At 67.5% G+C, this 6739-nt stretch carries 4 protein-coding genes; 3 read left to right on the plus strand and 1 reads right to left on the minus strand.

The window, feature by feature from the left end; translation table 11 throughout:
- Positions 1 to 168: 168 nt before the first annotated feature.
- Positions 169 to 915 (minus strand): GntR family transcriptional regulator, encoded by a 747-nt coding sequence (locus tag SGCZBJ_RS14395; RefSeq protein WP_101718689.1) that lies wholly within the window; start codon positions 913 to 915, stop codon positions 169 to 171.
- 284 nt (positions 916 to 1199) lie between these two features.
- Between SGCZBJ_RS14395 and SGCZBJ_RS14400 the strand changes: the two genes are divergently transcribed.
- The 3 genes from SGCZBJ_RS14400 to SGCZBJ_RS14410 form a co-directional block, all read left to right on the plus strand.
- Positions 1200 to 3953, plus strand: coding sequence for a TonB-dependent receptor (locus SGCZBJ_RS14400; protein ID WP_101718690.1), 2754 nt, complete (start codon positions 1200 to 1202; stop codon positions 3951 to 3953).
- A gap of 212 nt (positions 3954 to 4165) precedes the next feature.
- Complete coding sequence (locus tag SGCZBJ_RS14405) at positions 4166 to 6493, plus strand: family 20 glycosylhydrolase (protein ID WP_338065457.1); 2328 nt, start codon at positions 4166 to 4168, stop codon at positions 6491 to 6493.
- A 36-nt stretch (positions 6494 to 6529) separates the two neighbouring features.
- Positions 6530 to 6739 (plus strand): PTS sugar transporter subunit IIA (locus SGCZBJ_RS14410; protein ID WP_133149263.1); only part of this gene is annotated, 210 nt, incomplete at its 3' end.

The following is a 6739-nucleotide window of genomic DNA, read 5'->3' on the forward strand; positions in this document are numbered from 1 at the left end:
GCGCCGATCGCTTCCGCCGCCGCCGCATTGGCCGCGACCTGCCGCGCCACGACGGCCGAGGCCTCCCCCGCTTCGAGGAACATCCGCGTCGCCTCGGCGGTGAGGGGCTGGGCTTCGGGTCGGGTCAAGACGGTCGCCTCCAAGACGGCTTCCTTTGCAAGGTTCGGATCAGGACAGGGCGTTCAGCTCGGCCACGAAGTCGTAGGCGTCGCCGCGGTAGTAGGATTGGGTCACTTCCACCGTCCGGCCGTCCCGCAGGAAGCCGCGCCGCTCGATGAGCAGGCCCGCGTCCTTGAGCGGCACGCCCAGCAGGTCGGCCTGCTCGGCGGCGAACAGGATGGCGCGCAGGCGCTGCAGCGCGCGCACCGGGCGGTGGCCGGTCTTCTCCAGCGCCTCGTACAGCGAGGTCTCGACGATCTCGGTGGAGGGCAGGGCGAAGGCGGCGATGGTGGTGTATTCGACGGCCATCGGCGCGGCGTCGGCGTAGCGGATACGGGCGAAGCGATAGACCGAGGTTCCCGGCGACAGGCCCAGGGTCAGTGACTCCTCGGGAGTCACCTGGCCCTCGCCGCGGCTGATCCATTCGCTGTGCGGAACCCGGCCGCGCGAGATCATGTCTTCCGAGAACGACGACAGCTTGGAGAAGCTTTTCTCCACGCGGGCGGCGACGAAGGTGCCCGCGCCCTGGCGGCGCGTCAGCAGGCCTTCGCTGACTAGGCCGTCGAGCGCCTTGCGAACGGTGATCCGCGAAATGCTGAATTCTTCGGCAAGGTCGCGCTCGGCCGGCAGGGCGTCGTCGGGCGACAGGATCTTCTTCTGGATCGCCTCGCGCAGGGCGCGTTGCAGCTGCTTGTACAGCGGGGCGTGGTCCTGCCCGTGGCCGTCCAGGCGTCCGATCTTTTCGGAAAACAGCATCACGTCCCAACCCCCTGGCCCATGGCCATCAGGCCCTCAATCGCCCCGATCCGTCCGGCTCGACGGCCGGCGCAACAGTTCATGACCATTTTCATACCAATTATCTCGTGGTCTGCAATTGGTTCTTTTTCGGTCTTGTCAGATGAAAAAATTTCGTCACAGTCACACTCCGAGGCCTGAGAAGTACCGCTCGTTGCGGGTTCGCCGCGAGAAATTGGTATCAGATTGGGCTTTGGGGTTCGGCTCCGGGTCCAATGGCCCGGCACAAAGGGGAGAAGCCGAGTATGAAGAGCATCCACAAGGCGGTCTTGACCGCCTCCGCCAGCCTGCTGGCCGTATTGGTCGCTGCGCCCGCGATAGCGCAGGAGACATCGACCTCCGTCGAGGAGGTGGTCGTCACCGGCATTCGCGCATCGCTGCAGCAATCCATTCAATCCAAGCGTAACGCCAACGCCATCGTCGACGTGGTCACCGCCGAAGACGTCGGCAAGTTCCCAAGCTCGAACGTCGCCGAAGCGCTGACGATCGTGCCCGGCGTCACCGTCGACCGCCAGTTCGGTCAGGGTGAAAAGGTCTCGATCCTGGGCACCGACCCGGCTCTGAACCGCACTCTGCTGAACGGCCAGACCGTGGCTTCGGCCGACTGGTTCATCCTTGATCAGCCCGGCCGCACGTTCAACTACGCCCTGCTGGCGCCGCAGATCGTCGGCAAGGTCGAAGTGTACAAGTCGCCGGAAGCCCGCATCGATGAGGGGAGCATCGGCGGTACGGTCATCGTCAACACCCGCAAGCCGCTCGATCTGAAGGCGCTGACCCTTCAGGGGTCGCTCAGCTACCTCTATAACGACCGCTCCAAGAAGTCCGACCCGCAGGTCGCCTTCCTGGGCAGCTGGAAGAACGACGCCGGCACCTTTGGCGTCGCGGTCTCGGCCCAGCACGCCAAGGATCAACTGCGCCGCGACGGCATCGAGTCCTACGGCACGATCCCGGCCAGCTACTACAACGGCGGCAATCCGGAAAACCCGGTCAGCTCGATCACCAACGGCAACTGCACCGGAACCTGCGCCGCCACCCTGGCGGCCAATCCGAACGCCCGCGGCGTCAACTCGCTGTCGGTCTCCTACTTCGAGCAGGAACGCGTCCGCGACAGCTACACCGCCGCCGTTCAGTGGCGTCCGACCGACGCTCTCGAGCTGAACTTCGACTGGCTGAAGATCAAGGCCACCTACGACAACACCAACCAGTCGCTGTTCGCCTTCCAGGGCAATACCTGGAACAGCCTGGGCGCGCTGACCGACATCACCATCACCGACAACGTCATCCGCAAGGCCTCGTTCAAGCGCGCCCTGAGCGTGCTGGACGTGCAGTACCGCGAGGCCGAGCTGAATTCCGACACCTACCACTTCAACGGCAAGTGGACGGGCGACGGCTTCGACGTCTCGGGCGACCTGGGCTACTCCAAGGCCGACGGCGGCACCAAGCGCCAGCTGTACGGGGAATTCCTGAACTGGGCCGACTACACCGTCGACTTCACCGGCACGCCGGGGTCGCCGGGCGTGCTGACCTACACCAACCCGACCGCCGACGGTAATCCGCTGGCCGACGCCAGCAAGTTCTCGTTCGACGGCGGCTGGGGCGCGGGCGATCCGTCGGTCCCGGGCGCGCCGGGCTACAACTCCGGCTGGGGCGGCAACATCGTCTCCAAGCCGACCACGGACAAGGAAACCTACGGCCAGCTCGATTTCGGCAAGGACTTCGAGGGCGTGATCAAGCGCGTCCAGTTCGGCTACAAGTACCGCAAGCACGAGACCACCCAGGCCATGTCGGGCGTGACGGTCGCCGTCTACGGCAACCCGGCCAGCGCCTCGCAGTTCAACCCGTCGATCGTGCCCAGCAACTACCTGAGGGGCTTCGACGGCGTCACCGACCAGATGGGCAGCCGCTTCAAGATCGACGGCAAGGCCCTCGCCGACTACATCGATCGTGGCGGCTACCTGCGTCCGTGGCAGGCCAAGCCGGTTCCGACGGTGTTCGGCAACGCCGAGTTCACCGCCCAGAACTGGGGCATCGAAGAGACCATCAACGCCCTCTACGGCCAGGCCGACTTCCAGGCCGACAACGTTCGCGGCAACTTCGGGCTGCGCTACGTGAAGACCGAGTCCGACAGCGGCGGCTACGCCTGCGTCAACCAGACCGCCACCGGCTGCGGCACCACCGCCGCCGACTGGGCCTGGAAGGTGAAGTCCAAGAAGTACGAGGACTTCCTGCCCAGCCTGAACGTCATCGTCGACGTCCAGGAGGATCTGGTGTTCCGCTTCGCCGCGGCCCAGGTGATCTCGCGTCCGAACTACGCCGACATGTCGAACTACTTCTGGCTCTCCGACCAGATCCTGACCGGCGGCGGCGGCAACCCCGACCTGAACCCGTACAAGTCCAGCAACGTCAACGCCTCGCTGGAATGGTACTTCGCGCCGGAAGCCATCCTGTCGGCTGAAGTCTTCCACAAGGACATCAGCAACTACATCCTGCAGCAGACGGTCGCCGAGCAGCACTTCAACCAGGCGCGCAACGCGATCACCACCTACCAGATCAGCCGTCCGACCAACGCCGGCTCGGCCACGGTCAAGGGCCTGGCGGTGGCCTACCAGCAGACCTTCGGCATGGGTTTCGGCCTGCTGGCCAACTACACCTACGCCGACGGCGAAGCGGACGGCGGCTCGCCGCTGCCCTACAACTCCAAGCACCAGATCAACGTCAGCCCGTTCTACGAGCACGGTCCGTTCTCGGCCCGGGTGACCTACAACTGGCGCTCGAAGTACTTCACGGGCCTGGATCGCGGCGACCAGATGTTCGTCCGCGCCTTCAAGGGCCTGGACGCGACCGCCGGCTACGCCTTCAGCGAGAACGTCAACCTGTCGGTCTCGGCGCAGAACCTGCTGGACAGCGAGTACTACGCCTACGCCAACACCACCATGCTGCCGCGCGGCGTCTACCGCACCGGCCGCAAGCTGCAGGCGACCCTCAACGTCGCCTTCTAAGGACCGGAACCGGAGGCGCGTCGAATGGCGCGTCTCCGATACCGCCGATTTGCATCGCGCGCGGCTTGGTTCAGGATCGCCCTCATGACCCGCCAGGCCGCGCCGATCACCCCCATTTCCCTCCTGACTGCAAGCAGCGAGCTGGGGCGGGACGGCTTTGGCCGGCCCGCCCGCCTTTTTGCCGACTGCCTGCCGGTGAGAGCGTCCCGCACATGATTTCCATGACCTCGACGCAAGTCCGTCGCGCCGCCCTGTTCCTGGCCAGCGCCGTCTCCGTGGTCCTGGCCTCGCCGGCCCTGGCCGCCGAGCCGCTAACCCTGACCCCCGCGCCGGTGAAGGCCCAGGCGGTCGAGGGCAGCTTCCGCCTGACGGCGGCCACCCGCATCCACGTGGCCAAGGGCGACGTCGAGGCCAGGGGCGTGGCGCTCCAGCTTTCCGACCTTCTGCACCGCGCCCGAGGGATCCGCCCGGCCGTGGTCGAGGGCGATCCCGCCGCCGGCGAGGCGGCCATTTCGCTGGTTCGCGGCGGCCCCGACGGCGAAGGCTACGGCCTCGACGTCGCGCCGGGCGGCGTGAAGATCACGGCGCTGAAGCGGGCCGGCCTGTTCTACGGCGCCATCAGCCTTTGGCAGCTGGCCGTGCAGGACGAGAGCAAGGGGCCGGTCGACGTGCCGGCGGCCAAGGTCGAGGACGCCCCCCGCTTCGCCTGGCGCGGCTTCATGCTCGACAGCGCCCGCCACTACCAGTCGATCGACACCATCAAGCTGCTGATCGACGGCATGGCCGCCCACAAGCTCAACACGCTGCACTGGCACCTGGTCGACGACCAAGCCTGGCGGCTGGAGATCAAGAAGTACCCGAGGCTGACCCAGGTCTCGGCCTGGCGCACCCCGGCCGGCGCGGCCGCCCGCGACCCGAAGACCGGCAAGCCGGTGCGCTATGGCGGCTTCTACAGCCAGGACCAGGTGCGCGACCTCGTCGCCTATGCGGCCGCCCGCAACGTCACCATCGTTCCCGAGATCGAGATGCCGGGCCACGCCCTGGCGCCGATCGTGGCCTATCCGAAGCTGGGCCTGACGCCCAACCCGCCGGCCCTGGCCATGCACGACTGGGGGATCTTCCCCTATCTCTACAATGTCGACGACGAGACCTTCGGCTTCCTCAACGACGTGCTCGACGAGGTCATGGACCTCTTCCCGTCGCCGTACATCCACGTCGGCGGCGACGAGGCCGTGAAGGACCAGTGGAAGGAAAGCGCGGCGATCCAGGCCAAGATCAAGGAACTGGGCGTCAAGGACGAGCACGGCCTGCAAAGCTGGTTCATCCAGCGGGTCGAAAAGCACATCAACGGCCGGGGGCGCCGCCTGATCGGCTGGGACGAGATCCTGGAAGGGGGGCTGGCCCCCAACGCCACGGTGATGTCGTGGCGCGGGATCGACGGGGCCATCGCCGCCGCCGGCCAGGGCCACGACACCGTGCTGTCGCCCGAGCCGACGCTCTATTTCGACCGCCGCCAGAGCACCTCGGTCGACGAGCCGCCGGGCCGCATGACGGTCAGCAGCCTCAAGGGCGTCTACCAGTTCGACGCCGCGCCCGACGCCCTGACGGCCGATCAGCGCAAGCATATCCTGGGCGTCCAGGCCAACCTGTGGGTCGAGCACATCCGCACCGACGAGCGGGTGCAGCTGATGGCCTTCCCGCGCCTGGTGGCGCTGTCGGAAACCGCCTGGACCCAGGAAGAGCGCCGCGACTGGCAGGGCTTCACCGCCCGCGTGCCTGCCCAGATGGCCCGCCTCAAGGCGCTGGGCCTGAAGGCCAACACCGCGCCGTTCGAGCCGCAGGCGACCTTGCGCCCCGGCCAGGACGGGACGATCGCCGCCAGCCTGAAGAGCGGGCTCGAGATCGGCCAGGTGCGCTACACCACCGACGGCTCCGAGCCGACCGCGACCTCGTCGGCCTATGGCGAGACCCTGTCGCTGAAGGCGGGGACCATCCTGAAGGCCCGCAGCTTCCTCGATGGCCGGCCGCTGGGACGCACCCGCGCCTGGACGGCCACGCAATGGGCCGCCGAGACCCGGGTCAGCCGCCAGCTGGACCTGTGCGGCAACGCCATCCCGCTGCTCTTCGAAGACGACGCGCCCGAGAACGGCCGCGACGGCGAGCGCGCCATCTTCGCCACCGACGTGATGAAGCCGTGCTGGGTGTGGAAGGGCGCGGACCTGTCCAAGGGGCTGAAGCTCACCGCCCGCGTCGGCCAGACGCCGTGGAACTTCCAGATCGGCAAGGCCAAGGACCAGATCGTGGTGCGCAAGCCCGCGACGCCGGATGGCGAGCTGGAGGTCCGCCTCGGCGGTTGCGAGGGCGAGCGTATCGCCGCCATCCCGCTGGGCAAGGCCGGTCGCGGCCCGGGCCTGGGGACCGTCAGCGGCGCCCTGCCGGCTCGCGACGGGGTGCACGACCTCTGTTTCAGCTTCACCGCCAAGGGCCTCGATCCGATGCCCGCCCTCGACCGCGTCACCCTGACGGCGGCCGGCCAGTAGTCTCCCACCCGTAACGTTCCGGCGAGAGTTCTCCACGTGACCACCCTTGTTCTTTCTTCGCCGCTTTCAGGCTGGGTGGCGCCTTTGGATGAGACGCCGGATGCGGTGTTCGCCGAGCGCATGCTGGGGGACGGTCTGGCGATTGATCCGACGGGTTCGGTGCTGCATGCGCCGTGCGACGGGCGGGTGGTCACGGTGCACCGGTCGCGGCACGCGGTGACGCTGCGGGCGGCCAACGGGGCCGAG

The sequence above is a fragment of the Caulobacter zeae genome (assembly GCF_002858925.1).
In the GTDB taxonomy this organism is placed as follows: Bacteria; Pseudomonadota; Alphaproteobacteria; order Caulobacterales; family Caulobacteraceae; genus Caulobacter; species Caulobacter zeae.

Excerpts from the sequence above, each read along its gene's own strand:
- SGCZBJ_RS14400 (WP_101718690.1), top strand. The coding sequence starts at position 1,200 with ATGAAGAGCATCCACAAGGCGGTCTTGACCGCCTCCGCCAGCCTGCTG.
- SGCZBJ_RS14405 (WP_338065457.1), top strand. The coding sequence starts at position 4,166 with ATGATTTCCATGACCTCGACGCAAGTCCGTCGCGCCGCCCTGTTCCTG.
- SGCZBJ_RS14395 (WP_101718689.1), bottom strand. The coding sequence starts at position 915 with ATGCTGTTTTCCGAAAAGATCGGACGCCTGGACGGCCACGGGCAGGAC.